Origin of the sequence: Streptomyces sp. WMMC940 (assembly GCF_027460265.1) — a bacterium.
Classification (GTDB): Bacteria; Actinomycetota; Actinomycetes; order Streptomycetales; family Streptomycetaceae; genus Streptomyces.
The window spans coordinates 3,066,950-3,093,264 of record NZ_JAPZBC010000001.1 but is presented as its reverse complement, the minus strand read 5'-3'; the positions used below and the strand labels follow the sequence as shown (position 1 = coordinate 3,093,264).

The window sequence follows — 26,315 nt, the reverse complement described above, 5'->3', positions numbered from 1 at the left end:
ACATGTCCTTCCCGCTCCTCACCGCGGCGGCGGCGCTCCCGGCGCTCGGCGCGATCGCGACCGCCGCCGTCCCGGCCCGCCGGCGCACGGCCGCCAAGTGGCTGGCGCTGCTGGTCTCCCTGGGCACGCTCGTGCTCGCGGCGGTGATCGCCGTACGCTTCGAGCCCGGCGGCGACCGCTACCAGCTCACCGAGTCCCACGCCTGGATCGCGGACTTCGGGGTCCGCTACGAACTGGGCGTGGACGGGATCGCGGTGGCGCTGATCGCGCTGACAGCCGTGCTGATCCCGGCGATCATTCTGGCGGGTTGGCACGATGCCGACCCTTCCCCAGCCTCCGGCGGGGACAACCCTGTCGAGACGAAGAACTACCGGTGGCGGCCGACCCAGGGATTCTTCGCCCTGATCCTGTCGGTCGAGGCGATGGTGATCCTCTCCTTCGAGGCCACCGACGTCTTCCTCTTCTACATCCTCTTCGAAGCCATGCTCATCCCGATGTACTTCCTCATCGGCGGCTTCGGGGACCGTGCCGCACCCGCTCGACAGGCCGCTGCTGCGGCGGGGGGCGGCGGCGACAACGCGTCGGCCCAGCGCTCCTACGCCGCGGTGAAGTTCCTCCTCTACAACCTGGCCGGCGGCCTCATCATGCTGGCCGCGGTCATCGGGCTCTACGTGGTCGCGGGGAACTTCTCGCTGACGGAGATCGCCGAGGCCCGCGCCAACGGCACTCTGGAGATGGCCACCAACACCGAGCGGCTGCTGTTCCTCGGATTCTTCTTCGCCTTCGCGGTGAAGGCGCCGTTGTGGCCGCTGCACACCTGGCTGCCCAACGCGATGGGCGAGTCGACCGCCCCGGTCGCCGTGCTGATCACGGCCGTGGTCGACAAGGTCGGCACGTTCGCGATGCTGCGCTTCTGCCTCGGGCTGTTCCCGGAGGCGTCCGAGTGGGCGACCCCGGTGGTCCTGGCCCTGGCCCTGGTCAGCATCGTCTACGGTGCGCTGCTCGCCGTCGGACAGCGCGACATCAAGCGCCTGATCGCCTACGCGTCGATCTCCCACTTCGGCTTCATCATCATGGGCATCTTCGCGATGACCACCCAGGGGCAGTCCGGGGCGACGCTCTACATGGTGAACCACGGGATCTCGACCGCCGCGCTGATGCTGGTGGCCGGCTTCCTGATCTCGCGGCGCGGTTCCCGGCTCATCGCCGACTACGGCGGAGTGCAGAAGGTCGCGCCGGTCCTCGCCGGCACCTTCCTCATCGGCGGCCTGGCGACCCTGTCGCTGCCGGGACTCGCGCCGTTCGTCAGTGAGTTCCTGGTCCTCGTCGGGACGTTCGCGCGCTATCCGGTCGTCGGCGTCATCGCGACCTTCGGCATCGTGCTCGCCGCGCTCTACACGTTGGTGCTGTACCAGCGGACGATGACCGGACCGGTGAAGGAGGAGGTGCGGAGCCTTCCGGATCTGCGGCTGCGCGAACTGGTGGTGGTCACGCCGCTGATCGCGCTGCTGCTCTTCCTCGGCGTCTATCCGAAGCCGCTGACGGACATCGTCAACCCGGCCGTCGAACACACCATGTCCGACGTCCAGAAGAAGGACCCCCAGCCCGAGGTGGAGGCGGCCAAGTGAGCACGACAGCTGTCCACAGCCTGTGGACGACGGCGGCCGAGCCGCTGGACAGGATCCAGGCGCCGCACATCGAGTACGCACAGCTCGCGCCCATGCTGATCGTGGTCGGCGCGGCGATCCTCGGTGTGCTGGTCGAGGCCTTCGTCCCGCGCAGGAGCCGCCACTACACACAGGTGTTCCTCGCCGTCGTGGCGCTGACCGCCGCGTTCGCCGCGGTGGTCGGCCTGGCCGCCGGCGGCTACGGCACGAGCAAGGCGCACATCGCGGCGATGGGCGCCATCGCGGTCGACGGCCCCGCCCTGTTCCTGCAGGGCACGATCCTGCTGGCGTCGCTGGTCGCGGTGTTCACGTTCGCCGAGCGCCGGCTCGACCCCGCGGCGCACGGCGAGCGCGTCGACTCCTTCGCCGCACAGGCCGGCTCCGTGCCGGGCAGCGACAGTGAGAAGGCCGCGGTCAAGGCGGGGTTCACCACCACCGAGGTGTTCCCCCTGGCCCTCTTCGCCGTCGCCGGGATGCTGGTCTTCCCCGCGGCGAACGACCTGCTGACGCTGTTCATCGCCCTGGAGGTCTTCTCCCTCCCGCTGTACCTGCTGTGCGCGCTGGCCCGCCGCAAGCGGCTCATGTCGCAGGAGGCCGCGGTGAAGTACTTCCTCCTCGGCGCCTTCTCCTCCGCGTTCCTGCTCTTCGGCATCGCCCTGCTGTACGGCTACGCGGGCTCGGTCGCGTACGCCCGCATCGCCGACGTCGTCGACGGCACCGTCCGGACCATCGACCCGGCGCTCGCCGGCACGATGGGCAACGACGCCCTGCTGCTCATCGGCGGGGCGCTGATCCTGACGGGCCTGCTCTTCAAGGTGGGCGCGGTGCCGTTCCACATGTGGACCCCGGACGTCTACCAGGGCGCACCGACCCCGGTCACCGGCTTCATGGCGGCGGCCACGAAGGTCGCGGCCTTCGGCGCACTGCTCCGGCTGCTGTACGTGGTGCTGCCCGGGCTGCGCTGGGACTGGCGGCCGGTCATGTGGGCGATCGCCATCGTCACCATGCTGGGAGGCGCGATCGTCGCCATCACCCAGACCGACATCAAGCGGCTCCTGGCGTACTCCTCGATCGCACACGCAGGCTTCATCCTCGCCGGTGTCATCGCGGTGACGCCCGAGGGGGTCTCGTCGGTGCTCTTCTACCTGCTCGCGTACTCCTTCGTCACCATCGGCGCGTTCGCGGTGGTCACGCTGGTGCGCGACGCCGGCGGCGAGGCCACCCACCTGTCCAAGTGGGCAGGCCTCGGCAGGCGGTCGCCGCTGGTCGCCGCCGTCTTCGCGGTGTTCCTGCTGGCCTTCGCCGGTATCCCGCTGACCTCGGGCTTCTCCGGGAAGTTCGCCGTCTTCCGGGCGGCGGCGGAGGGAGGCGCGGGGGCGCTGGTCGTGATCGGTGTGATCTCCTCCGCGATCGCCGCGTTCTTCTACATCCGGGTCATCGTGCTGATGTTCTTCAGCGAGCCGAAGCCGGAGGGCCCGACGGTCGCTGTCCCCTCCCCGCTGACGACGTCGGCGATCGCGGTCGGCGTCGCGGTCACCCTCGTGCTCGGCGTGGCACCGCAGTACTTCCTGGACCTGGCCGGCCAGGCGAGCGTGTTCGTGCGGTAGGCGGCGGTTCGGGGATGCCCCGCACGGTCCGCGCCGGGGCCCGGCACTCCTCGGAGTGATGCCGTTGTTGATCGACAACGGCATCTTCTCGGTGGGGTGCCGGGCCCTCGCGCTGCTCACGCCCACCCGGCCGGGCCGTCCGAATGCGACTACGCTCGATCACGGGGCGAGGCCGTCGGGTCGAGGAGGATCGTCATGATCGACCAGTACCAGGACCCCGAGTACACCACCCCCTCCCAGGCCGAGGGCGAGGACCAGGAGTCGACCGAGGAACAGCACCCCGACGTCGACCGGACCACGCCGTCCCAGGCCGAGGGCGAGCGCGTCACGGACGACAGGACCTGACCGCCCGCCCGTACCGGTTCCAGCCCCCACCGGGTCGAGATCCGGCCTCCGCGAGGGTAGGGCCGGCACCCGCGCGGCCCGGTTCCGGTCCCGTGCGGCTGCGAACGGTTCCGGTCCGGCCTCCGGCGCGCTCCCTCCCCCTGCCGGCACGTTCCCGCCCGGCTCCGGGCAACCCGCGATCAAGGTCCGGCGTCCTCCAGGGCGCCGGACCTTGATCACGGACACGGGGGGACATCGTGGGCGCTCCAGTAGACCAGTCGCAGCGGACCGGGGAGCCGGGTCCTCCGGACCGCGCGCGGGATCCCGGCCGGCGGGAGGAGCCGAAGCAGCCGAGCAGTGCGGACACCTGGCCGGCGGCGGTGCTGCTCCCGGCCCTCCTGCTGCTGAGGTTCTTCGGAGAGCAGGGATGGGCCTACTGGACGGGGGCCGTCATCGGGGTGCTGGGCATGGCCTGCGCCGCCGTCGAGGGCACGGCGGCGGTACGGCATCTGCTGAACGGCCGCAGGCCGTGGGTCGCCGCCTGGGTCCTCCTGGCCCTGGGGTCGGGGTCGCTGGTCCTGGTGCTCAGACTGGCCGAGCACGGGTGACGCTCCGGGCCGCGCGGCCCGCGGGCCGGCTTCCGCGGGCCGAGCGAGGCCCCGGCCGCTCGCGGGGACGTGACGGTACGCGTGGCGGACCACGACGGTGCCCAGGCCCGGTCCCCGTCCACGAGCCGCTCGGGAGCATGCGGGCGTCGGCACCGCGCGGTCAGAGGCCCGAGGAGGGCCCCCGACCCGACGCCATGAGGTCGTGCGGGGAGCCGCCCCGATCCGACGGAGTCCTGCACAGGGCGTCTTTCGAGAGGTCCGTCCGGCCGGGGGCGGACGACGCTACTTTTGCAGCACGCCCTCGTCGGCGGGCACGATCCGGCCGGTGACCTCGCCGAGGCCGACCTTCACGCCGTCGGGGCCCGGTGCCCAGGCCGTGATGGTGACCTCGTCGCCGTCCTCCAGGAACGTCCGCTTCCCGTACGGCAGCTCGAGCGGGTCACGGCCGTTCCAGGTGAGTTCGAGGAGCGAGCCGCGCTGGTGCACTTCGGGGCCGCTGACCGTGCCGGAGCCGTACAGGTCCCCGGTGCGCAGCGAGGCGCCGTTGACGGTCATGTGGGCCAGCTGCTGGGCCGCGGTCCAGTACATGGTGGCGAACGGGGGCTCGGACACGATCTGCCCGTTGACGGCGACGGAGATACGCAGGTCGAAGCCGCCCGGCTCCTCGTCGCCCGAGTCGTCGAGGTAGGGCAGCAGGCCGAAGTCCCGGTCGGGCGGGGTGACCCGGGCCGCGTCGAGGGCCTCCAGCGGGGTGACCCAGGCGGACACGGACGTGGCGAACGACTTGCCGAGGAACGGGCCGAGGGGCACGTACTCCCAGGCCTGGATGTCGCGCGCGGACCAGTCGTTGAGCAACTGGAGCCCGAAGACATGGTCGCGGAAACCGTTCAGCGGGACGGGCCGGCCGAGTTCGGAGGGTGTGCCGACGACGAAGCCGACCTCCGCCTCGATGTCCAGCTTGACCGACGGGCCGAAGACGGGAGCGGGGTCGGCGGGGGCCTTCCGCTGTCCGGAGGGGCGGACGACCTCCGTGCCGGAGACGACGACGGTGCCGGAGCGGCCGTGGTAACCGATCGGAAGATGCTTCCAGTTGGGCGTGAGCGGCTCGCCGTCCGGACGGAAGATGCGGCCGACGTTGGTGGCGTGGTGCTCGCTGGCGTAGAAGTCGACGTAGTCGGCGACGTCGTAGGGCAGATGGAGCGTCACCGAGCCGAGCGGGTGGAGCAGCGGCTCGATGTCCCGGCGGTGGGCCGGCACCGTCACCCATGCGGTGAGCGCGCGCCGTACGTCCCGCCAGGCGGTGCGGCCGGCCGCGAGCAGCGGTCCCAGGCCGGGCTGGGCGAGCAGCGCGGCGTACGGGGAGCCGAGCGTGTGCGCCGCGGCGCCGGCGTCGAGCACGTGGCCGCCGATCCGGACCCCGAGCCGGCGCCGGTCCGGCTCGTCCGCCGTGGTGAAGACGCCGTACGGGAGGTTGTGCGGGCCGAAGGGATCGCCTTCGGCCAGATCGAGCGGGCTCTGCTCGGGCATCGGTGCTTGCCTCGCTTTCCACGTGTGTGGAGGACACGTTACGTGGACCGTGCAGTCGGCGTCAGGGCCCACTCGGACACCCGGCGCACGCCCGCGCGCCGGTCCCGTCAGCCCGCGCTCCTCGGGATGCGCCTCTGCCAGGTGCGGTGGAAGACCACCTCGCGGCCGTGCCGGCACACCACCTCGTCGGTGGTGATGAAGTGCTCCTCGTCGCAGCCGATGTCGGAGCGGGTCTCGACCGTGGTGTCCCAGGACTGCTCCGGGCGGTGGAGGCGGATCGTCCATTCGCACCGGGCCCCCGCGGACAGCGGGTCCCGTTCCCGGATCGTGTACGACTCCGTGCTCCGCTCGGTGAGTTCGAGGCCGTCCGGGTGGACGCGGGTACCGCGGTCGTCGGAGAGTTCCAGGCGCCATTCCCCCCTGGCGACATCGCGGACGATCAGCCGTTCGGGGCGCGGCGGATCGAGTGTGACGGGGGTGACGACGCCGAGCGGCTCGGCGTGCTCCGGTGCCTCGAAGGCGATCGTGCCGAACGCCTCCGGGCCTGCGGGGCCGCTGCGCACAGGGAGTTCGAGGAAGGAGCCGTCCGGGTGGAGGGTGAAGCCCGCGGAGTCCGCACGGGGCCAGATCCAGGGCCAGTAGGCGGAGGAGACGGCCAGCCGGATGCGATGGCCTGGGGCGAAGGCGTGGCCGGCGGCGGCGAGCTCGAAGGAGACGGCGTCGGTGGCCCCGGCCGGCCAGTCGACCGAGCGGTCCCGCCCGGTCCGGGCCGAGAGGTCCAGCGCGCCCCGTGTGACGAGAGTCGACGAGCCGTCGGGCGCCACGTCGCACATCCGGGCGACGGCCAGCCCGTGCGGTACGTCCAGTCGGAGCCGCAGGACCACGCGCGGACGTCCCAGGATCTCCGTCCGCTCCGCGACCGCGAACTCGAAGCTCACGGATCTGGCGTCCTCGTCCCGCTGGTCGGGTGGCAGATCGGCGTCCTCGCCGCAGGGTGTGAAGCTTCCGGCGTCGATCCCGGTCTGCTGCGGCGAGTCGACGACCAGCGGCGGGCCCTGGAGCGCGTACGCCACCGGGGTGATCCGGGGGGACGGCCAGTCGGGCTCGCCGTCCCAGTGGCCGGGCAGTTCGTCGTACGCCGTGGCCGGCGGGTGGGACTCGGTGACCCAGATCCGGAGCAGCGGTTCCGCCATCACGCCGATGGCGTCGCCCGCAGCGGTGGGGGTGCCCGTGCCCGCGCCGGTGGAGGCGCCTGCGGCGCTCGGCCGCCCCGTGCCGCCGTGCCCGGCGCGCTCCGGGGCGTCGTCCCGCAGCCAGTGGTCCCACCAGCGCAGCGTCTCCTGGAGGAAGCCGATCGCGGGGCCCGGGGGCCGTTCCTGGTCCGGGTACTCGTGCGGCCAGGGACCGATGATCCCCCGCGTCCGTGCCGGGTCCAGCTCGCGGACCAGCCGCAGCACGGTGTCCCGGTGCGGGTCCTGCCAGCCGCCGACGGCGAGCACCGCCGCCCGGATCGCGCCGTAGTCCTCGCACACGCTGCCCCGCTCCCAGTACGCGTCCCGGGCGGGGTGGGCCAGCCAGGTGTGGTGGAGGGGTTCGAGAGCCTCCAAACGGGTCTGCCACAGCCGGCTCCAGTCCTCCCCTGCGTAGAGCGGGTCGGGCGGCCGGGCGCCGAAGGCGAGCAGGGTCGCGGCCCGGGAGGCGGTGCCTGCGGCGGCGACCGCGCCGCCGACGCGGTGCACGTCGTTGTCGTACCGGTCGTCGGTGGAGCAGACCGCGACGACGGCCTTCAGCGGCTCCGGCGCGAGCGCCGCGATCTGCAGGGCGCCGGTGCCGCCCCAGGAGACCCCGAACATGCCCACGCGGCCCGTGCACCACGGCTGCCGGGCGAGCCATTCGACGACGGCCGCCCCGTCCGCCGGCCCGGTCGCCGCGTACTCGTCGCCGGGCACGCCCTCACTGTTGCCGTGGCCGCGGACGTCGACGCGTACAGAGGCGTAGCCGTGCCCCGCGTACCAGGGGTGGCGCTGCCGGTCCGAGGCTGCGGTCCGGTCGCTCAGCCGGTCGGGGAGGTATTCGAGCAGGGCGGGGACGGGCTCGTCGGTGACCGGCCGCCAGACGCGGCCGTGGAGCAGGGTGGTGCCCCCGCAGACGCCGGGCACCGGGATGCGGACGTCGTCCTGGCGGGTCACGTACGGGTAGTCGGTGCGGATCCTCATGACGCCGGCCCCGGCGGATCCGGCACACCCCTCCGGGCGCCCGCGCCCGCCCGGTGGGAGCAGGCACGGCGGGCTCCGGCGGGCCGGTGTGCGCACGTCCCGGCGGGCACCCTCGAGATTCCTGACAAAGCTCTCACATCCAGTCGTATGAGCTGATCACGAACATACCGGGGGAGGCGGGAAGGCGCCCATGGTGATCGAAAGGCGACCGGATACGCTGACTTGAGTGGTGACAGCGACACATCGACAATCCGTGTGATCGTCAGCAGACAGGAGTACCTCTCGTGACCGTCGTCGGGCCGTTCGGGCTGAGCGTGCGGGACCAGGCTCTTGAGGCCGATGTCCAGACCGGATTGGCGGCCGTCGAGTCGGGGCTGCTCGATGCCACCAAGAGCGAGGTGCCCTTCATCACGGAGGCCGCGCAGCACCTCGTCCGGGCCGGCGGGAAGCGTTTCCGGCCGCTGCTGGTGATGCTGGCCGCCCGGTTCGGCGACCCGGACGCACCGGGGATCGTGCCCTCGGCCGTCGTCGTCGAGTTGACCCACCTGGCGACGCTGTACCACGACGACGTGATGGACGAGGCCGAGGTGCGCCGCGGGGTGCCGAGCGCCAACGCCCGCTGGGGGAACTCCCTGGCCGTCCTCACCGGCGACTTCCTCTTCGCCCGCGCGTCGCACATCCTGGCCGACCTCGGCCCCGAGGCCGTCCGTATCCAGGCCGAGGCGTTCGAACGTCTGGTGACCGGCCAGATCCTGGAGACGGCCGGTCCGCGCGACGGCCGCGACCCGGTCGAGCACTACCTGGACGTCCTCCGGGGCAAGACGGGATCGCTGGTCGCCGTGTCCTGCCGCTTCGGCGCGATGATGTCGGGCGCCGACGAGCGGATCACCGACGTCCTCACCCAGTACGGCGAGCGCCTCGGCGTCGCCTTCCAGCTCGCCGACGACGTCCTCGACATCGCGTCCGACTCCCACGAGTCCGGGAAGACCCCCGGCACCGATCTGCGCGAGGGCATCGCCACCCTGCCGGTGCTCCGGCTGCAGGAGCAGGCGGCCGCGCACGGTCGGCCGGAGGACGTGGAGCTCGTCGAGCTGCTCGCCGGCGATCTGACGGACGACGCCCGGCACGCCGAGGCACTGGCGAGGCTGCGGGCCCACTCGGCCCTCGAACAGGCCAGGCGGGACACCGTGCGGTACGCGCAGGAGGCCCGCGCGATGCTGGCGGCGCTCCCCGAGTGCACCGCGAGGACCGCTCTCGAGGAGCTGTGCGACGCGGTGGTCCACCGCGCGGGCTGACGCCCCGCCTCCTTGCGACCCCTACTGGACGGGTGACGGAACCGGCCCTCGGGTCATACCGCAGCAGTACGCGGAGTTGATCCCGGGGGCTGACGCGTGCGACGGCCCGATTTGGTCAGATGGAGACAACCACTCCTCACCGAACCGACCGATACGGGTGAGAATGGCGGCGCGGGGTGGACTCGTGCACTGGACGGACGACGCCGCCGATCACGGAGGTAGGGCACACCATGGCACCGAACGACACCGCACGGACCACCGATGAGGCCGGGGAGGGCGGCGTCGTCCGCCGCAAGGCGGCGCGCTACGCCGTCCCGGTCGCGGTGGCGGGAGTCGCCGCGGCGACCATCGGGCTCGTCCCGGCGCTCGCCGCGTCCGGCGACCCCGATCTGCCGGACATCACCGCACAGGAACTCATCGCGAAGATCGCGGCATCGGACACCGAGCAGCTGTCCGGCACGGTCAAGATCAGCACCGACCTGGGACTCCCGTCGCTCGGCGGGCTGGCCGGGGGCGCCGCGGGCAGCCTCGCACCCGGGGGCGGTGACGGCGGTTCGTCCGCCTCGCCCGAGGCCAAGCTGATGGAACTGGCGTCCGGCACCCACACACTGCGGATCGCGGCCGACGGTCCCGACCGGCAGAAGCTGTCGATCCTGGGGGACGCCGCGGAGTACAGCGTCATCCACAACGGCGACGACGTCTGGGCGTACGACAGCGAGTCCAACGAGGTCTTCCACGGCAAGGACGCCGGGGCGGGCGCCGAGCGGGAGCAGCGGGCCCCGAAGGAGCTGCCCACCACCCCGAAGGACCTCGCCGACGAGGTGCTGGAGGCGGCCGGCGACACCACCTCGGTGACCGTGGACGGCACGGCCCGGATCGCGGGCCGCGACGCGTACCAGCTGCTCGTGAAGCCCAAGCAGAGCGGCTCGACCGTCGACTCCGTCAGGATCGCGGTGGACGCGGAGAACGGCGTGCCGCTGAAGTTCACCCTGCTGCCCAGCGGCGGTGGAAAGGCCGTGGTCGACGCCGGCTTCACCAAGGTCGACTTCTCCCGGCCCGCCGCGTCGACGTTCGACTTCAGCCCGCCGAAGGGCGCGAAGGTCACCGAGGCCGACGAGCTCAACAGCCGCGAGAAGGGTGCGCCCAAGCCCGCCGGGGGACTGAAGGGCCTCGAGGGCCTGGGGCCGGCCGGTCCGGCCGGCGGGGACGGCCGGGGGGTGAACGTCATCGGTGAGGGCTGGACCGCCATCGCCGAGATCACCACCTCGGGCGGCAAGGGCTCCACCGCCCCGAAGCCGGGCGACGCCCCGCCCGAGGCCCAGCAGTTCCTGGACGCCCTCGGCGACCGGGTCAAGGGCGACTTCGGCACCGGCACGGTCTTCAAGACCCGTCTGGTCAACGCCCTCATGACCGACGACGGCACGGTGTACGTCGGCGCGGTCACCCAGGACGCCCTCGTCAGGGCGGCGAACGCGGCGAAGTAGAACGACCCGGGTGCGGGGCGCTCCGACGGCGCCCCGCACTCCTGTGCGTACCCCGGCCCATGGGGACCGGGCGTCTCGCGAAGGGAGACGGACGGCCCGGCGTCGCCGTCGTCGGGGCGCGCGGGCTCACCAGGAGGGACCTGAGCGTGTCCGACCCGCGGACGGCCGCATGCGCACACGGTGTCCGCGTGCGCATGCGGCCTGTGGGGGGTGGGTCCGCCGGTGCCGCCGGCTCAGAAGGTGAGCCGCCAGCTGTCGATGTAGCCGGTGTCGTAGCGGGCGACGTCCTGGACCCGCAGGTTCCAGGTGCCGTTGGCCACCTCACTGGAGGCGTTCACGGTGTACGTCGCGATGACGTTGTCCGCGGAGTCGCTGCCGCTGGAGTTCTTCAGGCGGTACGCGGTGCCGTCCGGCGCCAGCAGGTCGACGACGAGGTCACCGCGCCAGGTGTGCTTGATGTCCACGCCCACCTTGAGGGTGGCCGGCGCGTTGCCCGTGCGGCCGGACACGGTGACGGACGAGGTCACCGCGGCGCCGTTGTCCGGGATGGCGACGTCCCCGGTGGCCTCGTAGACGTCGCCGGGCGGAACGGTCGACCCGGAGGACAGCGTCCAGACGGCGTGTGCGATGGCGTCGCTGTTCCGGTCGAGCGCCGTGTCGTTGATGTTCGACGTGGTGTCGCAGGACGAGTGGTAGCAGCGGTCGAAGGCCTGTCCGGCCGTACCGCCCCACTTCTGGGCCTGCGCGCTCGACTTGGTGCGGCTGGCGCCGGTGAACAGACCGCCCACCGCTATTCCGACGTTCTTGAACGAGGCGTGGTCCGAACGGCCGTCGCCTTCGGTCTCGATCTCGGTCGGCACACCGAGTCCGGCGTAGAAGTCCTTGAAGGTCTGCTCGATCGTCGGGTCGTCGTCGTAGACGAAGTAGCCGGGGTTCGGCGATCCGATCATGTCGAAGTTGAGATAGCCGGAGATCTTTGAACGCTCCGCGGAGGGAAGGTTGTTGACGTAGTACCGGGAGCCGACGAGCCCCAGTTCCTCCGCTCCCCACCAGGCGAAGCGCAGGTGCTTCGCCGGTTGCAACTGGGCCCTGGAGACGGCAAGGGCGGTCTCCAGCACGCCGGCCGATCCGGAGCCGTTGTCGTTCATTCCCGGTCCCGAGCTCACGGAGTCGAGGTGGGCGCCGGCCATCAGCACCTGGTTGGGGTCGCCGCCCGGCCAGTCGGCTATCAGGTTGTAGCCGGTGGCGCCCGAGGACGTGAACTGCTGGACGGTGGTGGTGAATCCGGCGGCGTCCAGCTTGGCCTTCACATAGTCGATCGACGCCTTGTAGCCGGGTCGGCCGTGGGCGCGGTTGCCGCCGTTGGCGCCGGCGATGGACTGCAGCTCTGACAGAAGGGCCTTGACGTTGGCGAGTGGTATGTCCGGCGCGGCGAGCGCCGCCGGGGAAGTGGCGGCGCTCGCCAGGGAGTCGGGTGCGGAGGCGGGTGGTCCGCCGGGTGCCGCGGTCGCCGGAACGGCCGCGGTGAGCAGCCCGGCGAGGGCCAGTGCCGCTGCGGCGGCGGTACGTCTGTGCGCGGAGTGACTCATGTGGGGGCTCCGGATTCCGTACGGGGACAGGACGGAACGTGCGGGACTCCCTGCGACGACGGCGTCGCGGGGGGCTGGAGCTGTGCGCGGTACGGCAGTGTGCGGTGCGGCTGTGTGCTGAATGGTCAGTGAGATGGTGACTGACCGTCAAGGGCGGAAACCGGTCAGTCGGGTTCGATAGGCGGACATCTCGGAACGGGCAAGTCCGCAAGGCTTTCTGGGCAAGTGCCGTCTGGCGCCTCCCCGCTGCGGGCACTGTGCGCCCATGGTCGCGTGCGGGCGTATGGACGGTTGTTGGCCGTCCTGGTCTCCGGCACCCGCTGGAACAGCAGCCGCCTGCCGAGTCCCGTGCCGGTCGCCTCCTCCCACGGGTCGTCCGGATGCCGGACGGCGGCCAGATCCCGCCATGCGCGGCGACCGTGCCACTCGGTGGTCAGAGCTTCGGGGACGGCGCCCTGCTCCAGCAGGCCCTCGCGATCAGGGCGCTGCTGTCCTCCGTCCGGTAGCCGAGGCCCCGGCCCAGAAGTCGGCCTGGGCGAGCGGATCGGTGGCGTCGATCACGAGCTTCCGGTGCAGCGTCATGCAACCGGTTGTAGAGGAGCGGCGCGGGCATCTGGCGGGCGGTCGTGGAGCGGGTGACGAACGGATTGCTCCCCGGAGGCAGCTGACGCGCCGCCGGCCGCACGGCCGTGAGGGGACCGTCCGGCCGTCGTCAGGCGGCGGGTTCCGGCCGCCGCACGGACGCGGATTCGGGGGAGGCCGGTGCCCGGGGCGCCGTGCCCGCCGCGGCCGCGGCCCGGGCACCGGCCGCGAGGCGCGCCGCCTCGGCCCGGGTGCGACGGGCGTTGCGCAGCGCGTCCCAGGTGAGGACCGTCAGCGCCAGCCACACCAGTGAGAAGCCGGCCCACCGCTCGGCGGGCATGGCCTCGTGGAAGTAGAGGACGCCCAGCAGGAACTGGAACACCGGTGCCAGATACTGCAGGAGCCCCAGCGTCGACAGCGGCACCCGGATGGCGGCCGCGCCGAAGCAGATCAGCGGTACGGCGGTGACGACTCCGGTGGCGGCGAGCAGTGCGGCGTGGCCGGCGCCGTGCGCGCCGAAGTCGGCCGCTCCCCGGGAGCTCAGCCACAGGAGATAGGCGAGGGCCGGCAGGAACTGCACCGCGGTCTCGGCGGCCAGCGATTCCAGGCCGCCGATGTTGGTCTTCTTCTTCAGCAGCCCGTAGACGGCGAACGAGAAGGCCAGCACCAGGGAGATCCACGGCGGCCGTCCGTACCCGACCGTGAGCACGAGCACCGCGGCCAGGCCGATGCCGACGGCCGTCCACTGCGCGGGCCGCAGCCGCTCCTTCAGCAGCAGCACGCCCATGGCGATGGTGACCAGGGGGTTGATGAAGTAGCCCAGTGACGCCTCCACCACCTGGCCCGCGTTGACGGCCCAGATGTAGACGCCCCAGTTGACCGTGATCACGGTGGCGGCGACGGTGATCAGGCCCACCTTGCGCGGGTCGCGCAGCAGAGTGCGCAGCCATCCCCAGCGGCGCAGCACCAGCAGGGCGACGCCGACCACCGCCAGCGACCAGACCATGCGATGGGCGAGGATCTCGACGGCGCCGGCCGGCTTCAGCAGCGGCCAGAAGAGCGGGACCAGCCCCCACATCCCGTAGGCGCCCATCCCGTACAGCAGGCCCATGCGCTGCTCGTTGTCCGCCTTCACTGGCCCTCCCTCCGCACTGCACCGCGCTGTCCCGGTCGAAGGTAGCGCCGAGCAAGCCAGGCTGTCATGTCCGTATCGCCATACGGTCATGACGGGGCGGTCGGTGGCGCGCCAGGGCCGTCGCGACGGTCACCGCGAGCGGGGTGGTCGGCCGGCCGATGATGCGGGTGAGGTCGCCGTCGCCGCGGGCCGGCAGACCACGTTCGAAGGCGCGGTCCACGTCGACGGGGATCGCGGCGAAGGGTCGTGCGCCGCGACGCCCAGCCCGTCATCCCGCCCGTCGTCACCTCACGGACCTCGGCCGCGAGGCCGGCGAGCAGGTGTGGGCGCCGGCGCGGTGGACCGAGCGGCGGCTCGGCGACGTGGAGCGGGCTCACGCGGAGTACGACGGGGCCCGGACCTCCTGGGCGGAGATCCGGGCCCGTGTCCACGGGGGGAGCCGTGCGTCAGCCGACGACGGTCCAGGTGTCGTTGCCCGCGAGCAGCGCCCCCAGGTCGCCCTTGCCGTTCTGCTCGATCGCGGCATCGAGCTGATCGGCCATCAGGGTGTCGTAGACGGGGCGCTCGACGCTGCGGAACACCCCGATGGGCGTCTGGTGCAGCGTGTCCGGGTCGGCCAGCCGGGACAGCGCGAACGCGGTCGTCGGACTGGGGCTGTGGGCGTCGTGGACCAGGATCTGGGACTCGTTCTCCGCGGTGACCGTGACGACCTTGAGATCGCCGGTCGCCCGGTCCCGCACCACGCCCTTGGAGTCGCCGCCGCCGAAGCGGATCGGCTGCCCGTGCTCCAGCCGGATCACCGCCTCCTCGGCCTGCTCCTTGTCCTTCAGGGCCTCGAAGGCGCCGTCGTTGAAGATGTTGCAGTTCTGGTAGATCTCCACCAGTGCCGTGCCCGGGTGGTCCGCCGCCGCGCGCAGCACCTCGGTGAGGTGCTTGCGGTCGGAGTCGATCGTGCGGGCCACGAACGACGCCTCGGCGCCGATCGCCAGCGAGACCGGGTTGAAGGGCGCGTCCAGCGAGCCCATCGGCGTCGACTTGGTGATCTTGCCGAGCTCGGAGGTGGGGGAGTACTGGCCCTTGGTCAGGCCGTAGATCCGGTTGTTGAACAGCAGGATCTTGAGGTTGACGTTGCGGCGGAGGGCGTGGATGAGGTGGTTGCCGCCGATGGACAGCGCGTCGCCGTCACCCGTGACGACCCACACGCTGAGGTCGCGACGGGAGGAGGCGAGGCCGGTCGCGATCGCGGGGGCGCGGCCGTGGATGGAGTGCATCCCGTAGGTGTTCATGTAGTACGGGAAGCGGGAGGAGCAGCCGATGCCGGAGACGAAGACGATGTTCTCCTTCGCCAGGCCGAGCTCGGGCATGAAGCCCTGCACGGCGGCGAGGATCGCGTAGTCGCCGCAGCCCGGACACCAGCGGACCTCCTGGTCCGACTTGAAGTCCTTCATGGACTGCTTGGCCTCGGCCTTGGGAACCAGGGACAGCAGTGTGGACGCTGTCTCAGTCATCGATGGCCTCCTTGAGGGCCGCCGCGAGCTGCTCGGCCTTGAACGGCATTCCGTTGACCTGGTTGTACGAGTGAGCGTCGACCAGGAACCTCGCCCGGATCAGCGTGGCGAGCTGGCCGAGGTTCATCTCCGGCACCACTACCTTGTCGTAACGCCCGAGAACCTCCCCGAGATTCCCGGGGAACGGGTTGAGGTGCCGCAGATGGGCCTGGGCGACGGCGCCGCCCTCCCGGCGGATGCGGCGGACCGCCGCGGTGATCGGCCCGTATGTGGAACCCCAGCCGAGGACCAGCGTCCTCGCGCCGTCCGGGTCGTCGACCTCGGCGTCCGGGACCTCGACGCCGTCGATCTTGGCCTGGCGGGTGCGGACCATGAGGTCGTGGTTCGCCGGGTCGTAGGAGATGTTGCCGGTGCCGTCCTGCTTCTCGATGCCGCCGATCCGGTGCTCCAGACCCGGCGTGCCGGGCACCGCCCACGGGCGGGCCAGCGTCTGCGGGTCCCGTTTGTAGGGCCAGAACACCTCGGTGCCGTCGTCGAGCGTGTGGTTCGGGCCCGTGGCGAACCGGGTCCGCAGGTCCGGCAGCTCGTCGAGGTCCGGGATCCGCCACGGCTCGGAGCCGTTGGCGAGGTATCCGTCGGACAGCAGGAGCACCGGGGTGCGGTACGTCAGCGCGATCCGTGCCGCGTCGAGCGCCGCGTCGAAGCAGTCCGCCGGGGTGCGGGGCGCCACGACCGGCACCGGAGCCTCGCCGTTGCGGCCGTACATCGCCTGCAGCAGGTCGGCCTGCTCGGTCTTGGTCGGCAGACCGGTCGAGGGCCCGCCGCGCTGGATGTCGACGACCAGCAGCGGCAGCTCCAGCGACACCGCCAGGCCGATGGTCTCCGACTTCAGCGCCACACCGGGTCCGGACGTGGTGGTCACGGCGAGCGAGCCGCCGAACGCGGCACCGAGCGCCGCGCCGATGCCGGCGATCTCGTCCTCCGCCTGGAAGGTGCGCACGCCGAAGTTCTTGTGCCGGGAGAGCTCGTGCAGGATGTCCGAGGCCGGGGTGATCGGGTACGAGCCCAGGTACAGCGGCAGGTCGGCCTGCCGGGACGCGGCGATCAGCCCGTAGGACAGGGCCAGGTTCCCGGAGATGTTGCGGTACGTGCCGGTCGGGAACGCGGTGTCGGCGGGCGCGACCTCGTAGGAGACGGCGAAGTCCTCGGTCGTCTCCCCGAAGTTCCAGCCGGCCCGGAACGCCGCCACGTTCGCCTCGGCGATCTGCGGCTTCTTCGCGAACTTGGCTCTCAGGAACTTCTCGGTGCCCTCGGTCGGCCGGTGGTACATCCACGACAGCAGGCCCAGGGCGAACATGTTCTTGGAGCGCTCGGCCTCCTTGCGGGAGAGTCCGAACTCCTTGAGCGCCTCGATCGTGAGCGTGGTCAGGGGGACGGGGTGCACGCTGTAGCCGTCCAGCGAGCCGTCCTCCAGCGGCGAGGTCTCGTAGCCGACCTTGGCCATCGCGCGCTTGGCGAATTCGTCGGTGTTGACGATGATCTCGCCGCCGCGCGGCACGTCGGCGATGTTGGCCTTCAGCGCGGCGGGGTTCATCGCCACCAGCACATGGGGTGCGTCGCCGGGGGTGAGGATGTCGTGGTCGGCGAAATGCACCTGGAAGCTGGATACGCCCGGAAGGGTGCCTGCGGGCGCCCGGATCTCGGCCGGGAAGTTGGGCAGGGTCGACAGGTCGTTCCCGTACGACGCCGTCTCCGAGGTGAAGCGGTCACCCGTCAGCTGCATACCGTCACCGGAGTCACCCGCGAAGCGAATGATCACCCGGTCCAGTTGTCGTACTTCCTTCTCGCCGGGAGGCCGTCGCTGCCCCCCGACGAGGGCCTCCCCGGCCTCGTCTGCCTCGTCCGCGTGTTCTGCTGGGCTGCTGACCTGGCTGGTCACTGAACTGGACCTCCCTCGAGGCGGCTGGGCTGCGGCCGGCGCACCGGTCGCTCCAAGGTCAACCCTACGTCCGTGAGCATCGCCTTCCCCGGACCGCTCACATGTCGGACGTCGATCTGAGATGCCGCCGTGTCCTGGTTTGCCATGTTCCGTTCCCCCCTCGCTTCGTTCGGTGAGACGCTCTCCCGTGATCGATCGGTGTTACCTGACAGAGTGTCAGCTGTTCAGGATTCCAGATGCGTGAGCACGGCCAGTACACGCCGATGATCAGCGTCACCGGGGGACAGCACGAGCTTCGGGAAGGCATTGCTCATGTGCTCCCCCGGCGCCGTCGCTCACCACGGGCTGTCGTGCCATCGCCGAGTTCGTCCTGCCCTGCGCCATCAGGCCCGGCACCTCGCGATCCCGGGGAGTGGGGCCGGCGAGCACCTCCTGCTTCCGGCTCCGACCCAGCAGCTGCGCCACGACCTCCGGTCCGGCGCCGCCCCGCCGCCGGCCACCCGGCACGACCGCGTCGACGCCCCCCCCGACCTCGGCGACCCGGTCCTTCAGCGGACAGCCCACACCGCGGCCGTTCCCCGCGAGCAGCTCCGTGGCGTACCCGCTCCTCCGCGTACTGCGACAGCACCAGCACCCCGAGGTCCGGGTGGTCCCCGCGCAGCCGGACGGTCGCGCGGACGCGCTCGTCCGTGTGGGTGGGCGGCATCCGCACGTCCGCGACGACGACGTCGGGAAGGTCGTCCCGCGCGGCCAGGTCCCCGATGGTCGTGATCAGCGCGTCGGCGCCCCCGAAACCCGCGAGGACGTGGTGGCCACGGTCGGTGAGCAATCGGGTGAGGCCTTCGCGGAGCGGTACTGAGTCCTCGGCGATGACGACGCGGACGGTGTGCGCTCCGGTCGCGGCGTTACCGGGCGGCGCGGCGTGCCTCGGGAGGGCTTCGGTCCAGTGCTCCACGGCGGTGCGTCCCCCTGCGGTCGTTGTGCGAGGTCCTCGGCCTGTGTCCGGCGGTCGCCCTCCGGTCGCCCCCAGCATCGCATCCTTCACACGGCCGGGCGGGGCGTTTCGCCTCCGCGGCGGCGCAGGTCGAGCGGGCCGGGTGCCGGTTCTCGGACCTGGCGCGAGGCCGGGCGTGCGGCCGGTGTCCGTGCCCGGAACCGGTGGGCACCCGTCCGAATCCTCCGCGACCGCCCGCCGGGCCGTCCCCGTCAGCCGGAGGACGGCCCACCGGGTCCTTCAGCCCGTTCCACGGTCCGCCGAGGATCCCCGCTCCCGGGCGGTGGGGGAGCCTGCTCGGCTCGTCCACCCGCACGCCGAGCAGCGCCCGGGCCGGGCCCGCTCCTCGCGGCCGAGAAGGGGCGCGCCGGCCGGACCGCCCACGAGCAGCGGCAGCCCGACCACCGTCACCGACAGCCCGGCGCCGACCGCGAGCACGGTCACCGTGTGGACGAACCCGGCGAGGGCGACCGGCGGGCCGGAGAGGAGATGGGCGATCTACTTCCAGGTGTGCCGGTCGTACGCGAAGCGGGCTGACGGCGGCCCGTCGGGCCCGTACCCGAAGCGTCGGAAGAGCTGCTGGTCGGGCTCGTGCGGGACAGCCTGCACGGTCGAGTTCGCGCACGCCGTGGGGTACGTGGGTGGGGGCGGGGTGGGGATGTCCGCACCGGCGCGGTGCCCGTTCCGGTCCGATGAGTGGCACGGCTGCTTACCTTCTCTTTAACAGGGCCTAGACTCCCGTGCGTACAGGTCGTCGAACGGGTAGGGAGCGAGGGGCGGACGTGCGGAAACTTCCCGAATCGACCGTGCTCGCGGCCGACTACTTCCAGAGCTACTCCGTCGTCGGACTGCTCGCCCTGATCGGCGTGCTCTTCGTCGCCGTGGCGTTCGGCGCGGGACGGCTGCTGCGCCCCGTCGTACCGACGCCGGAGAAGCTGCTCACGTACGAGTGCGGAGTCGATCCCGTGGGAGAGGGCTGGGCGCACACCCAGGTCCGCTACTACGTGTACGCCTTCCTCTACGTGATCTTCGCCGTCGACTCGATCTTCCTCTTCCCGTGGGCCACGGTCTTCGCCGCACCGGGTTACGGCGCGACGACGCTCGTGGAGATGTTCATCTTCCTCGGCTTCCTGGCCGTGGGAATTCTCTATGCATGGAAGAAGGGCGTCCTCACATGGACGTGACCCCGCAGACCCCGGGCGCCGAGGCCGCCGTGCCGGCCGCCGAGCCGGTGACGCTGCCCGAGCCCAGGAGGCTGGGAGCCCTCTCCCGGCTCGCACCCGAGCCGATGAAGGTGATCCTGAACTGGGGCCGCCGCTACAGCCTGTGGGTCTTCAACTTCGGCCTCGCCTGCTGCGCGATCGAGTTCATCGCCGCCTCGATGGCCCGGCACGACTTCATCCGCCTGGGAGTGATCCCGTTCGCGCCCGGCCCCCGCCAGGCCGACCTGATGGTCGTGTCGGGCACGGTCACCGACAAGATGGCGCCCGCGGTGAAGCGGCTGTACGAGCAGATGCCCGAACCCAAGTACGTCATCTCCTTCGGAGCCTGCTCGAACTGCGGCGGCCCGTACTGGGACTCGTACTCCGTGACCAAGGGCGTCGACCAGATCATCCCCGTCGACGTGTACGTCCCCGGCTGCCCGCCCCGGCCCGAAGCGCTGCTCCAGGGCATCCTCAAGCTGCAGGAGAAGATCGCACGCGAGTCGCTGGGCGAGCGTTACGCCGCCGCTCCCGGACGGGCCTCGGTGGGCGAACTCCGCAGCGGACTCGTGGCCCCGCCCGCACCGTCCGCGAGCGCCGCGGACTCCCCCACCGGCGGCGCACCGCCGGACGAGGCACCGTCCGGGCCGGGGTCCGACCGGGGAGCCGCCTCGTGAGCACGTTCGAGACGGACATCGCCGAACGCTTCGGCCCCGGGGCCACCGCCGAGGCGGCGTACGACCTGCTGACCGTGGACGTTCCGGCGGCCTCCTGGCTCGACGCGCTGCGAGTCGCCCGCGACGAACTCGGCTGCAGCTACTTCGACTGGCTCAGCGCCGTGGACGAGCCGGGCACCGGCTTCCGTGTCTGCGCGCACGTCGTCGCGCTGGAGCAGGGCGCGGAAGGGACGTCCGTGCGCAGGCTCATGCTGCGTACGACCGTTCCGCACGACGCACCCGTGCTCCCCACCGCCGTGGAGGTCTTCGCGGGCGCGGGCTGGCACGAGCGCGAGACCCACGAGATGTTCGGCGTGGACTTCACCGGCCATCCGCATCTGGTGCCGCTGCTCCTTCCCGACACCTTCGAGGGACACCCGCTGCGCAAGGACTTCGTGCTCGCGGCGCGGGTCGCCAAGGCGTGGCCGGGCGCGAAGGAGCCGGGCGAGTCCGAACACGGTGGGCCGAAGCGGCGCCAGATGCTGCCCCCCGGCGTCCCGGACCCGAACGAGTGGGGTCCCCTCAAGGGCCAGCTCCCCCCTGCCCCCGCCCGCCCGGCCCGCGCCCCGCGCGCCGCCGGTGAACGCCCGCCGCGCCGCACCCGCAGCGTCTCGGAGGGCTCGGCCAGTCAGGCGACGGCTTCGGCGGAGGCCGCACCGGCGGCCGGCGCCGGTGCTGCGGCCCGGGCGCCGGCTTCGGGGGACGGCCCCGGGGCGTCCGGGGCTCCGGTGCGGCGTTCGCGTACGGCTGCTGAGGGCTCGGCGAGCCAGGCCCCCGCGCGTCGCTCGCGGTCGGCATCCGAGGGCTCGGCAAGCCAGCGGCCGGAGGCGGACGGGGCGGCGCCCGCGCCCCGTCGTTCGCGCAGCGCCGCGGACCGCTCGGCGAGCCAGTCCGGCGAGGCCTCACCCCAGCCCGCCCAGGCCCCGCGCGGCCGCAGCGCCGACGCGCCCTGGCACCACGCCCGCCCGGCCTTCGACGAGCCGGAGCCGACGAGGACGGACCCCGAGGCTCGACCCGGACCGGGCGAAGCCGAGGCCCCGACGGCGCCTGCCGTCGAGCCCCGGTCCTCCGGGGAGCCCACGACCGGGCCCCGCTCCGCGACGGAGCCGGCCGCCGAGGCTGTCTCCGGGCCTGGGTCTCGGCCCGAGGCGGAGGCGGAGGCGCCCGAGTCCGGGCCTGGTGTGGACACCGGCGGCGCGGGTGCCACAGAGCCGGGGTCCGAGCCCGAGCCGTCGCCCGGAGCCGGTGGCACCACCTCCGAACCCGAACCCGAACCCGAACCCGGTACGCCCGGAGCCGGTGGCACCACCCCACCCACGACACCGGCCCCCCGGCCGGACGGCGGGCCCGATGAAGGACCCGGGCCGCGGACGGACGACGCCACGGGAGGCGACCGCGCGTGAACGACGCTCTCGACGTCGCCCTGCGGCTCCTGGCCGTCTTCGCCGTGTTCCTGGTGCTGCCCCTCGTCATCGGGCAGACCGAGCACAAGGTGATGGCCCATATGCAGGGCCGGCTCGGCCCCATGTACGCCGGTGGTTTCCACGGCTGGGCGCAGCTCGTCGCGGACGGTGTGAAGTTCGCACAGAAGGAGGACGTGGTCCCGGCCGACGCGGACCGTCGCGTCTTCCAGCTCGCGCCCGCCGTCGCGCTTCTCCCGTACCTGCTCGTGCTGGTCGCGATCCCGATCGGCCCGAGCGAGGGAGCGGTCGGGATCATCGTCGACGCGGGCATCTTCTTCGTGCTCGCGGTCATGGGCGTCGGTGTGCTCGGTTCGCTCATGGCGGGCTGGGCCTCGGCCAACAAGTTCTCGCTCCTGGGCGCACTGCGCACCGCCGCGCAGCTCCTCGCCTACGAACTGCCGATGCTGCTTGCCGCCGCGTCCGTCGCGATGGCCGCCGGCACCGTCTCCCTCCCCGGCATCCTGAACGCCTTCGAGTGGTGGTGGCTGCCCTGGCAGATCGTGGGTGCCCTGGTCTTCTTCGTCGCCGGTCTCGCCGAGCTGCAGCGTCCGCCGTTCGACATGCCGGTCGCCGACTCCGAGATCATCTTCGGTGCGTACACGGAGTACACGGGACTGCGCTTCGCCCTGTTCCTGCTCGCCGAGTACGCGGGCATCGTCGTCCTCTGCGGTCTGACCACGGTCCTCTTCCTCGGCGGCTGGCACGGCCCCTTCGGTGCCGACGGGCTCGGCTGGCTGTGGACCCTGCTGAAGACCGCGGTGCTCGCCTTCATCGTGATCTGGCTCCGCGTGACCTACCCGCGGCTGCGGGAGGACCAGCTCCAGCGGCTCGCCTGGACGACGCTCGTCCCGCTCGCCCTCGCCCAGATCGCCCTCACCGGCGTCGTCAAGGTGGTGATGCAGTCATGACCGGCTCCCGTCCGCCCTCCCGGTCCCGTATCCCCGGATCGGGCCTGGCCAAGGGGCTCGCCGTCACCCTGCGGACGATGACGAAGCGCGCGCACACCGCGCAGTACCCCGACGTGCAGCCCGAGCTCCCGCCCCGCTCGCGCGGTGTGATCGGTCTGTTCGAGGAGAACTGCACGGTCTGCATGCTCTGCGCCCGTGAATGCCCCGACTGGTGCATCTACATCGACTCCCACAAGGAGACGGTTCCGGCGGCCGCCCCGGGTGGCCGTGAGCGCTCCCGCAACGTCCTCGACCGGTTCGCCATCGACTTCTCCCTGTGCATGTACTGCGGCATCTGCATCGAGGTCTGTCCTTTCGACGCGCTGTTCTGGTCGCCGGAGTTCGAGTACGCGGAGACCGACATCCGTGATCTGACCCATGAACGGGACAAGCTCCGCGAGTGGATGTGGACGGTTCCGGCGCCGCCGGCGCTCGATCCCGCAGCCGAGGAGCCCAAGGAACTCGCCGCGGCCCGCAAGGCCGCGGAGAAGCTCGCCGCCGCGCGGGCCGAGGCCGAGCAGGCCGCCGGGGCGCCGAACGCCACCGGCCCGACCGCCCCGCCGGCCGAGGGAGGCCGGACATGACCCTCGCGCACGCCGTCGCCCAGACGGGGAACGGCTTCCTGTCCCCGACGGGCGTCGAGATCGCCTTCCTGCTCGTCGGCATCGCCACCCTGGCCGCCGCCGTCCTCACCGTCACGACCCGGCAGCTGGTGCACGCCGCCCTGTGGCTGGTCGTCGCGCTGGGCGGGCTGGCCGTCGAGTACCTCCTGCTCACCGCCGAGTTCATCGCCTGGGTGCAGGTGCTGATCTACGTCGGCTCCGTGGTGGTCCTCCTCCTCTTCGGACTGATGCTCACCAAGGCCCCCATCGGCCGCTCCGCCGACGCGGACTCCGGCAACCGCCCCGCCGCGCTCGTCGTGGCGGTCGCCTCCGCGGCCGCTCTGGTCTGGGTGGTCGTCGACGCGTTCCGCACGACGTGGATCGACCTCGAAGGACCGGCCCAGGGCTCCACCCGGGTCTCCGGCGAGATCCTCTTCCGGCACTGGGTGCTGCCGTTCGAGGCACTGTCCGTGCTGCTCCTGGCCGCCCTGGTCGGGGCGATCGTCCTGTCCCGCAAGGACTCCCGGGACCGGGAGGGGAAGAGCTGATGCATCTCGCCTATCCAGCGGTGCTCTCCGTCCTCCTGTTCTGCACGGGGCTGTACGGGGTGCTGGCGCGCCGCAACGCGATCCTGGTCCTGATGTCGGTCGAGCTCATGCTCAACGCCGTCAACCTCAACCTCGTCGCCTTCGACGTCTGGCTGCGCGACGCCCTGCACAGCGGCCAGGCCCTGACCCTGTTCACCATCGCCATCGCGGCCGCGGAGATCGGCATCGGTCTGGCGATCGTCCTGATGGTGTACCGCAACCGCGGCACCTCGGACATCGACAGGCTCCGCGACACCGCCGAGGGCCATGAACCGGCCGATGCCGCCGCGCCGGCGGAGAAGGCCGAGGCCACCGCGTGACCACGACGACCCTCGCCGTTCTCGTCCCCCTCCTTCCCTTCCTCGGCGCCGCCGCCGGCCTGCTCCTCGGCCGCTCGGCACCCGGATTCGTCCGGCCCCTTGCCGTACTGCCGACGCTGGCCGCCACCGGGCTCGCCGCGCTCGTCGCCGTGCGTCAGGGCGGCGGCCGGCCGATCAGCGCGTCCACCCAGCTCACTCCCACCGGCTCGGTCCCCGTCGACCTCGCCCTCTACCTCGACGGCTTCGCCGTCCTGGTCGCCGTGCTCGTCGGCGTCGTCGCCTCCTGCGTGCAGATCTACTCGACCGCCTATCTGCGCGACGACCCGCGCTACCCCTCCTATGCCGCCCTGGTCTCGCTGTTCACCTCCGCGATGCTGCTCGTCGTCTACTCCGGCGACCTGATGGTGCTGCTGGTCGGCTGGGAGATCATGGGCATCTGCTCGTACTTCCTGGTCGGCCACTACTGGGAGACGCCCGAGGCGCGGGCCGCCTCCCTGAAGGCGTTCCTGGTCACCAAGCTCGGCGACGTGCCCTTCCTCTTCGGCCTGTTCGCGCTCGCCGTGGACGCCGGAACGTTCCGCATCACCGGCGTCCTCGGAGCCGTCGCCGCGGGTGCGATCGACCACCCGACCCTGGTGGCGCTGCTGCTGCTCGCGGGCGTCGCGGGCAAGTCCGCCCAGTTCCCGCTGCACACCTGGCTCCCCGACGCCATGGCCGGCCCCACCCCGGTCTCCGCGCTGATCCACGCGGCGACGATGGTCGCCGCCGGCGTGTACTTCGTCGCCCGGCTCCTCCCCGTCTTCGCCGCCTCCGCCGCGGCGCTGATCGTCCTCGCCGTGATGGCCGCGATCACCATGGTCGGCTCCGCCCTCGCCGCCCTCGCCCAGGACGACATCAAACGGGTCCTCGCCTACTCGACGATCGGCCAGCTCGGCTACATGTCGGGTGCCCTGGCGGTCGGGGACCGGGGCGCCGCCGTCTTCCACCTCCTGTCCCACGGAGCCTTCAAGGCCCTGCTCTTCCTCGCGGCCGGCGTGATCATCCATGCCGCGGGCACCAACTCGCTGGCCGCCATGTCCCGGATGAGCGGGCTGACCAAGCGGATCCCCGACGCGTACTGGACGATGACGATCGCCCTGCTCGCGCTCGTCGCCGTTCCTCCCTTCGCCGGCTTCTTCTCCAAGGAGGCGGTGCTCGTGGCCGCCGAGCACAGCGCGCTCGGCGAGTCCGCCGTCGCCCCGCCGGCGGCGGGCTGGGCCGTCCTGGTCTCCGGCCTGCTCACCGCCCTGCTCACCGCGGCGTACGCCACCCGGTTGTGGCTGCTGGCGTTCCGCGGCCGGGGCGCAGAGGCCCCCGACCACGGCCGGCAGCCCCTGGCCATGACCGCCGTCCTCTGGGTACTGGCCGCGCCGTCGCTCGCCTTCGGCCTGACCGCGGGCTTCATCGACGACTGGTTCGACGGCCGGCCGCTGCAGCCGACCCTCACCACCGCCGTGCTGGGCACGGGCGTCGCCCTCGTCGGCGGCCTCGTCACCTACGCCACCTGGCGGCACACGACGGCGCCTGCCGCACGTGTCCCGATGGGTGCCGTCGCCGCCCACCCCGAGGCCGAACCGGCCGTCTCCGAGGCCGAGGCGATCACCAGCCACGAACCCGTGTACGGGGACATCGCGGCCGCGCCCGACCCGGCCGACCCCGGCCGGCTGCTGCTCGGTCCGCTGCACCGGCCCGCGGCGGCCGGCTTCCACCTCGACGCCGTCTACCGCGCCCTGTTCGTCCGCCCTGTGACGGCCGGCGCGGAACTGGTGAGGTTCCTCGACCGGGAGGTCGTCGACACCTATGTGCGTGGCGCGGGCACCGGCACCAACTGGCTCGGGTGGCTCGTCCGCCGCGCCCAGACCGGAAACGTACAGACCTACCTCAGCGCACTGCTGGCCGGCTCCGTCGTCCTGGCGATCGCCGTCGTACTCGTCGCCGCGGGAGCGTGAGCCGTGATCGATATC

Annotated in this window: 20 protein-coding genes and 3 pseudogenes; 14 read left to right on the top strand and 9 right to left on the bottom strand. The window is 72.1% G+C overall.

What is annotated here, in order from left to right:
- Positions 1-2: 2 nt before the first annotated feature.
- The 4 genes from O7595_RS13565 (at position 3) to O7595_RS13550 (ending at position 4,206) form a co-directional block, all read left to right on the top strand.
- Positions 3-1,628, top strand: a complete 1,626-nt coding sequence (locus tag O7595_RS13565; protein ID WP_269728945.1) for an NADH-quinone oxidoreductase subunit M — start codon at positions 3-5, stop codon at positions 1,626-1,628.
- Positions 1,625-3,274, top strand: a complete 1,650-nt coding sequence (gene nuoN / locus O7595_RS13560; protein ID WP_269728944.1) for an NADH-quinone oxidoreductase subunit NuoN — start codon at positions 1,625-1,627, stop codon at positions 3,272-3,274. Before O7595_RS13565 ends, nuoN begins: the two co-directional genes overlap by 4 nt.
- 195 nt (positions 3,275-3,469) lie before the next feature.
- The gene (locus tag O7595_RS13555) at positions 3,470-3,619 is read left to right on the top strand and encodes a hypothetical protein (protein ID WP_269728943.1); all 150 of its coding nucleotides are present in this window, start codon (positions 3,470-3,472) and stop codon (positions 3,617-3,619) included.
- 236 nt (positions 3,620-3,855) lie between these two features.
- Positions 3,856-4,206, top strand: a complete 351-nt coding sequence (locus O7595_RS13550) for a hypothetical protein (RefSeq protein WP_269728942.1) — start codon at positions 3,856-3,858, stop codon at positions 4,204-4,206.
- A gap of 282 nt (positions 4,207-4,488) precedes the next feature.
- On the opposite strand, the gene fahA is transcribed toward O7595_RS13550, so the two are convergent.
- Both fahA and O7595_RS13540 read right to left on the bottom strand, forming a co-directional pair.
- A complete protein-coding gene (fahA, locus tag O7595_RS13545; protein ID WP_269728941.1) occupies positions 4,489-5,733 on the bottom strand; it encodes a fumarylacetoacetase in 1,245 nt (414 codons plus the stop codon).
- Between the two features lie 107 nt (positions 5,734-5,840).
- On the bottom strand, positions 5,841-7,949 hold the full coding sequence (locus tag O7595_RS13540) for a CocE/NonD family hydrolase (protein WP_269728940.1): 2,109 nt from the start codon (positions 7,947-7,949) through the stop codon (positions 5,841-5,843).
- 284 nt (positions 7,950-8,233) lie between these two features.
- Here O7595_RS13540 and O7595_RS13535 point away from each other — a divergent pair, with 284 nt between their 5' ends.
- On the top strand, positions 8,234-9,244 hold the full coding sequence (locus O7595_RS13535; protein ID WP_269728939.1) for a polyprenyl synthetase family protein: 1,011 nt from the start codon (positions 8,234-8,236) through the stop codon (positions 9,242-9,244).
- A gap of 230 nt (positions 9,245-9,474) precedes the next feature.
- A complete protein-coding gene (locus O7595_RS13530; RefSeq protein ID WP_269728938.1) occupies positions 9,475-10,728 on the top strand; it encodes a LolA family protein in 1,254 nt (417 codons plus the stop codon).
- 233 nt (positions 10,729-10,961) lie between these two features.
- On the opposite strand, the gene O7595_RS13525 is transcribed toward O7595_RS13530, so the two are convergent.
- The 7 genes and pseudogenes from O7595_RS13525 to O7595_RS13490 all read right to left on the bottom strand — a co-directional run.
- The gene (locus O7595_RS13525; protein ID WP_269728937.1) at positions 10,962-12,317 is read right to left on the bottom strand and encodes a M28 family metallopeptidase; all 1,356 of its coding nucleotides are present in this window, start codon (positions 12,315-12,317) and stop codon (positions 10,962-10,964) included.
- A 287-nt stretch (positions 12,318-12,604) separates the two neighbouring features.
- Positions 12,605-12,899, bottom strand: a pseudogene (locus O7595_RS13520) (VOC family protein); the annotation flags it as partial.
- A gap of 130 nt (positions 12,900-13,029) precedes the next feature.
- Positions 13,030-14,034, bottom strand: a complete 1,005-nt coding sequence (gene rarD / locus O7595_RS13515; protein ID WP_269728936.1) for an EamA family transporter RarD — start codon at positions 14,032-14,034, stop codon at positions 13,030-13,032.
- A gap of 446 nt (positions 14,035-14,480) precedes the next feature.
- Complete coding sequence (locus O7595_RS13505; RefSeq protein WP_269728935.1) at positions 14,481-15,542, bottom strand: 2-oxoacid:ferredoxin oxidoreductase subunit beta; 1,062 nt, start codon at positions 15,540-15,542, stop codon at positions 14,481-14,483.
- Positions 15,535-17,481 carry a 2-oxoacid:acceptor oxidoreductase subunit alpha gene (locus O7595_RS13500; protein ID WP_269728934.1) on the bottom strand — a complete coding sequence of 649 codons (1,947 nt, stop codon included), beginning with the start codon at positions 17,479-17,481 and terminating at the stop codon, positions 15,535-15,537. Before O7595_RS13500 ends, O7595_RS13505 begins: the two co-directional genes overlap by 8 nt.
- A gap of 224 nt (positions 17,482-17,705) precedes the next feature.
- Positions 17,706-18,352, bottom strand: a pseudogene (locus O7595_RS13495) (DNA-binding response regulator).
- Between the two features lie 349 nt (positions 18,353-18,701).
- Positions 18,702-19,084: pseudogene (locus tag O7595_RS13490) on the bottom strand (sensor domain-containing protein); the annotation flags it as partial.
- Positions 19,085-19,257: 173 nt separating this feature from the next.
- On the opposite strand from O7595_RS13490, the gene O7595_RS13485 reads away from it, so the two are divergent.
- Genes O7595_RS13485 through O7595_RS13450 form a run of 8 tightly spaced genes read left to right on the top strand, consistent with a single transcriptional unit; the run spans position 19,258 to position 26,300 of the window.
- On the top strand, positions 19,258-19,659 hold the full coding sequence (locus O7595_RS13485; RefSeq protein WP_269728933.1) for an NADH-quinone oxidoreductase subunit A: 402 nt from the start codon (positions 19,258-19,260) through the stop codon (positions 19,657-19,659).
- Positions 19,650-20,354: an NADH-quinone oxidoreductase subunit B gene (locus O7595_RS13480; RefSeq protein WP_269728932.1), complete on the top strand. Its 705-nt coding sequence runs from the start codon at positions 19,650-19,652 to the stop codon at positions 20,352-20,354. Before O7595_RS13485 ends, O7595_RS13480 begins: the two co-directional genes overlap by 10 nt.
- On the top strand, positions 20,351-21,796 hold the full coding sequence (locus O7595_RS13475) for an NADH-quinone oxidoreductase subunit C (RefSeq protein WP_269728931.1): 1,446 nt from the start codon (positions 20,351-20,353) through the stop codon (positions 21,794-21,796). Before O7595_RS13480 ends, O7595_RS13475 begins: the two co-directional genes overlap by 4 nt.
- Positions 21,793-22,764, top strand: coding sequence for a complex I subunit 1/NuoH family protein (locus O7595_RS13470; protein ID WP_269728930.1), 972 nt, complete (start codon positions 21,793-21,795; stop codon positions 22,762-22,764). The genes O7595_RS13475 and O7595_RS13470 overlap by 4 nt, the downstream gene beginning before the upstream one ends.
- Positions 22,761-23,387 (top strand): NuoI/complex I 23 kDa subunit family protein, encoded by a 627-nt coding sequence (locus tag O7595_RS13465; protein ID WP_269728929.1) that lies wholly within the window; start codon positions 22,761-22,763, stop codon positions 23,385-23,387. Before O7595_RS13470 ends, O7595_RS13465 begins: the two co-directional genes overlap by 4 nt.
- Positions 23,384-23,953 carry an NADH-quinone oxidoreductase subunit J family protein gene (locus O7595_RS13460; RefSeq protein ID WP_269728928.1) on the top strand — a complete coding sequence of 190 codons (570 nt, stop codon included), beginning with the start codon at positions 23,384-23,386 and terminating at the stop codon, positions 23,951-23,953. The genes O7595_RS13465 and O7595_RS13460 overlap by 4 nt, the downstream gene beginning before the upstream one ends.
- Positions 23,953-24,312 carry an NADH-quinone oxidoreductase subunit NuoK gene (gene nuoK / locus O7595_RS13455; protein WP_269728927.1) on the top strand — a complete coding sequence of 120 codons (360 nt, stop codon included), beginning with the start codon at positions 23,953-23,955 and terminating at the stop codon, positions 24,310-24,312. Before O7595_RS13460 ends, nuoK begins: the two co-directional genes overlap by 1 nt.
- Positions 24,309-26,300, top strand: coding sequence for an NADH-quinone oxidoreductase subunit 5 family protein (locus O7595_RS13450; RefSeq protein ID WP_269728926.1), 1,992 nt, complete (start codon positions 24,309-24,311; stop codon positions 26,298-26,300). The genes nuoK and O7595_RS13450 overlap by 4 nt, the downstream gene beginning before the upstream one ends.
- The last annotated feature ends 15 nt before the right edge of the window (positions 26,301-26,315 follow it).

What these genes read in the sequence shown, in the direction of transcription:
- O7595_RS13460 (WP_269728928.1), top strand. Translation starts at nt 23,384, where the DNA reads ATGACCCTCGCGCACGCCGTCGCCCAGACGGGGAACGGCTTCCTGTCC.
- O7595_RS13465 (WP_269728929.1), top strand. Translation starts at nt 22,761, where the DNA reads ATGACCGGCTCCCGTCCGCCCTCCCGGTCCCGTATCCCCGGATCGGGC.
- O7595_RS13530 (WP_269728938.1), top strand. Translation starts at nt 9,475, where the DNA reads ATGGCACCGAACGACACCGCACGGACCACCGATGAGGCCGGGGAGGGC.
- nuoK (WP_269728927.1), top strand. Translation starts at nt 23,953, where the DNA reads ATGCATCTCGCCTATCCAGCGGTGCTCTCCGTCCTCCTGTTCTGCACG.
- O7595_RS13525 (WP_269728937.1), bottom strand. Translation starts at nt 12,317, where the DNA reads ATGAGTCACTCCGCGCACAGACGTACCGCCGCCGCAGCGGCACTGGCC.
- O7595_RS13565 (WP_269728945.1), top strand. Translation starts at nt 3, where the DNA reads ATGTCCTTCCCGCTCCTCACCGCGGCGGCGGCGCTCCCGGCGCTCGGC.
- O7595_RS13555 (WP_269728943.1), top strand. Translation starts at nt 3,470, where the DNA reads ATGATCGACCAGTACCAGGACCCCGAGTACACCACCCCCTCCCAGGCC.
- fahA (WP_269728941.1), bottom strand. Translation starts at nt 5,733, where the DNA reads ATGCCCGAGCAGAGCCCGCTCGATCTGGCCGAAGGCGATCCCTTCGGC.
- O7595_RS13505 (WP_269728935.1), bottom strand. Translation starts at nt 15,542, where the DNA reads ATGACTGAGACAGCGTCCACACTGCTGTCCCTGGTTCCCAAGGCCGAG.
- O7595_RS13480 (WP_269728932.1), top strand. Translation starts at nt 19,650, where the DNA reads ATGGACGTGACCCCGCAGACCCCGGGCGCCGAGGCCGCCGTGCCGGCC.
- O7595_RS13540 (WP_269728940.1), bottom strand. Translation starts at nt 7,949, where the DNA reads ATGAGGATCCGCACCGACTACCCGTACGTGACCCGCCAGGACGACGTC.